The 3078-nt window shown below is 69.9% G+C and carries 3 protein-coding genes; 1 reads left to right on the top strand and 2 read right to left on the bottom strand.

From position 1 onward, the window contains the following. Positions 1-18: 18 nt before the first annotated feature. Complete coding sequence (locus G4D87_RS36040; RefSeq protein WP_163787332.1) at positions 19-1371, bottom strand: acetyl-CoA carboxylase biotin carboxylase subunit; 1353 nt, start codon at positions 1369-1371, stop codon at positions 19-21. 137 nt (positions 1372-1508) lie between these two features. Between G4D87_RS36040 and G4D87_RS36035 the strand changes: the two genes are divergently transcribed. Beyond that, positions 1509-1898 carry a hypothetical protein gene (locus G4D87_RS36035; protein ID WP_163787331.1) on the top strand — a complete coding sequence of 130 codons (390 nt, stop codon included), beginning with the start codon at positions 1509-1511 and terminating at the stop codon, positions 1896-1898. Positions 1899-1920: 22 nt separating this feature from the next. On the opposite strand, the gene ftsZ is transcribed toward G4D87_RS36035, so the two are convergent. Further along, positions 1921-3078, bottom strand: a 1158-nt coding sequence (ftsZ, locus tag G4D87_RS36030; RefSeq protein ID WP_163787329.1) for a cell division protein FtsZ, incomplete at its 5' end; no start/stop codon positions are given.

Genomic DNA, 3078 nt, shown 5'->3' with positions numbered 1-3078 from the left:
GGGCTGGAGCGGGCCCCGCTACGCCGGCTTGGCGTGGTGCTCCAGGAAGTGCGTGTCCAGCTCGCCGGCCTGGAAGGCCGCATCCTGCACGATGCGCAGGTGGAGCGGGATGTTCGTCTTGATGCCTTCGATGCGGAACGTCTGGAGCGCCGCCACGGAGCGCTCAATCGCCTGCGCCCGCGTCTCACCGGTGACGATGAGCTTGGCAATCATCGGGTCGTAGTGGGGCGTGACGGTGTTGCCCTCGCCGTAGCCCGCGTCCAGCCGGACGCCCTCGCCCGTGGGCGGCTGGAACACCTTCAGCGGCCCGGGGGACGGGAAGAACTTCACCGGGTCCTCGGCGTAGATGCGGAACTCCAGCGCCGCCCCGCGCCGCTTCACGTCCTCCTGCGTCACCGTGAGGCGCTCCCCCGCGGCGATGCGCAGCTGCCAGCCGATGAGGTCCAGCCCCGTGGTCAGCTCCGTCACCGGGTGCTCCACCTGGAGGCGGGCGTTCATCTCGATGAAGTAGACCTCACCGTCCGAGTACAGGAACTCCACCGTGCCGGCGTTGGCGTAGCCGAAGGCCTTCGCCGCGGCCACCGCGGCCGTGAAGAGCTTCTGCGCCAGCTCCGGGTTGCGCCCGTCCGCGAACAGCACGGAGGGGGCCTCCTCCACCACCTTCTGGTGGCGCCGCTGGATGGAGCACTCCCGCTCCAGGCAGTGAATGAGGTGGCCGTGCTGGTCCCCCAGAATCTGGACCTCGATGTGGCGCGGCGCCGGGAAGTAGCGCTCCACGTACACGCCTTCCTTGCCGAAGGCGGCCTTCGCCCGGTCCGTGCACTGGCGGTAGACCTTCTCCATCTCCGCCGGGCTCCTGGCCACCGCCATGCCAATGCCGCCGCCGCCGCTGGCCGCCTTGACGAGCACCGGGTAGCCGATGCGCTCGGCCTCCGCCAGCGCGCTGGCCACGTCGGGCACCACGTCCTCGCTGCCGGGCACCACGGGCACCCCCGCGGCGGACACCAGCCTGCGGGCCTGGCTCTTGTCCTTCATCCGCGCCATGGCCTCCGGCGGCGGGCCCACGAAGATGAGCCCCGCGTCCGCGCAGGCCTGGGCGAACTCGCCGTTCTCCGACAGGAAGCCGTACCCCGGGTGGATGGCCTGCGCGCCCGTCTGCCTGGCGGCCTCCAGGATGGCGGCGGTGTTGAGGTAGCTGTCCTTGGCCGGCGCGGGGCCGATGCGCACCGCCTCGTCGGCCTCCTTCACGAAGGGCAGCTCGGCGTCCGCGTCCGAGTAGACGGCGACCGTCTTGAGCCCCATTCCCCGGGCCACCACGCCGATGCGGCGGGCGATTTCTCCCCGGTTGGCGATGAGCAGCTTCTGGAACATGGCGGAACCCCTGGGGTGCGGGTGCGAAAGGGCGGCGAACCTAACCCTCGCTCCCTCCCAAGACAAGGGTGCGGACAGACGTGCAACAGGTCCCTACAGTCCAGTAAATTTGCGGGTCTACGAGGCTGTGTCGTACCTTGTTCCCCGTGACGCCCCCCTCCTCTTCAAGCCCTGGCGGCGTGGTCAACCTGCACCACGCGCGGCGCGCCAAGCGCCTGGACCTCTACCGTGGCCGGCACACGGACCGCGTGCGCTTCGTGCGCACCACGCTGGAGGCGCTGACACAGAGCGGAACCCTCTTCACCGAGGAGGGCACGCGCCGCGGCCTCTCCCTGCTGAAGGCGCTCCAGTTGCTGCAGCGGGCCCACGCGCGCCTGGAGGAAGTGTCCGGCGACGGCGTGCTGCCCGCGGCCCGGCTCCCGGAGCGCGTGGACGCGCTCTATTCGGAAGTCGACGGCCTCTTCGCCCGCGCGGACACCCTGTCCGCCCGCGACGAAGCCAGCGTGGCCCAGCTTCCCGCTCGCTAAAGCCCCGCTTCCGCGCTGCCGCCTACGGCAGCTCCGTCTGGCCCTGCCGCCGCAGGAACGTCGGGATGTCGAACTGGTCCTCGTCCAGCGGCAGCGGCGCGTCCTTCACCACGGCGGTGCGGGCGCTCACGGCCTTGCTGCTCTCCACGGTGAGCTGGCGCGAGCCGCTGCCCTTGGTGGGCACCAGGCTGGCGACCTCCTCGCGCGCGTTGGCGAGCACGGACTGCGCCGGACGCGACAGCGGCACCTGCACCACGGGCGTCACCGTGCGGACCTTGGGCGCGTCGCGGTGCACGAAGCCCGTGGCGATGATGGTGATCTTCACCTCGTCCGAGATGTTCTCGTCGATGAGCGAGCCGAAGATGATCTCCGCCTCGCTGTCGGCGGCGTCGTGCACCAGCGTCAGGGCCTCGTTGACCTCCTGCAGGGTCATGTCGCGGCCACCGGTGATGTTGATGAGCAGGCCCGTGGCGCCGTCGATGGAGACGTCCTCCAGCAGCGGACTGGCGATGGCCTGCTGCATGGCAATCAGCGCGCGCTTGTCACCCGTCGAGTGGCCCGTGCCCATGAGCGCGATGCCCTTGTCGCTCATGATGGTCTTCACGTCGGCGAAGTCGACGTTGATGTAGCCGTGGTACTGGATGAGGTCGCTGATGCCCTGCACGGCGTTCAGCAGGACCTCGTCCGCGCGCTTGAACGTCTCCAGCAGCGGCATCGGCTCGTTGGAGAGCGACAGCAGGCGCTGGTTCGGAATGGTGATGAGCGTGTCCACCGCGGCCTTGAGCTCCACGATGCCCTGCTCGGCCTGCTTGCGGCGCTTGTTGCCTTCGAAGAGGAAGGGCTTGGTGACGACGCCCACCGTGAGGCAACCCAGGCTCTTGGCGATGTCCGCGATGATGGGCGCGGCGCCCGTGCCGGTGCCGCCGCCCATGCCGGCGGTGACGAACACCATGTCGGCGCCCTCGAGCACCGCGGCAATCTGGTCGCGCGACTCCAGGGCGGCCTCGCGGCCCATCTCCGGGTTGGCGCCCGCGCCCAGGCCCTTCGTCAGCGTCTGGCCCAGCTGAAGCCGGGTGGGCGCCTTGCTCGCGGCGAGCGCCTGGACATCGGTGTTGGCGGCGATGAAGTCCACCCGGTCCAGCTTGGACAGAATCATCGTATTGACGGCGTTGCAGCCGGC

Origin of the sequence: Myxococcus vastator, assembly GCF_010894475.1 — a bacterium.
Taxonomy (GTDB): Bacteria; Myxococcota; Myxococcia; order Myxococcales; family Myxococcaceae; genus Myxococcus; species Myxococcus vastator.
The sequence above is the reverse complement of the archived record's forward strand: the minus strand, read 5'-3'. Positions and strand labels throughout refer to the sequence as shown.

Coding starts and splice junctions, on each gene's coding strand:
- G4D87_RS36040 (WP_163787332.1), bottom strand. CDS start 1,371: ATGTTCCAGAAGCTGCTCATCGCCAACCGGGGAGAAATCGCCCGCCGC.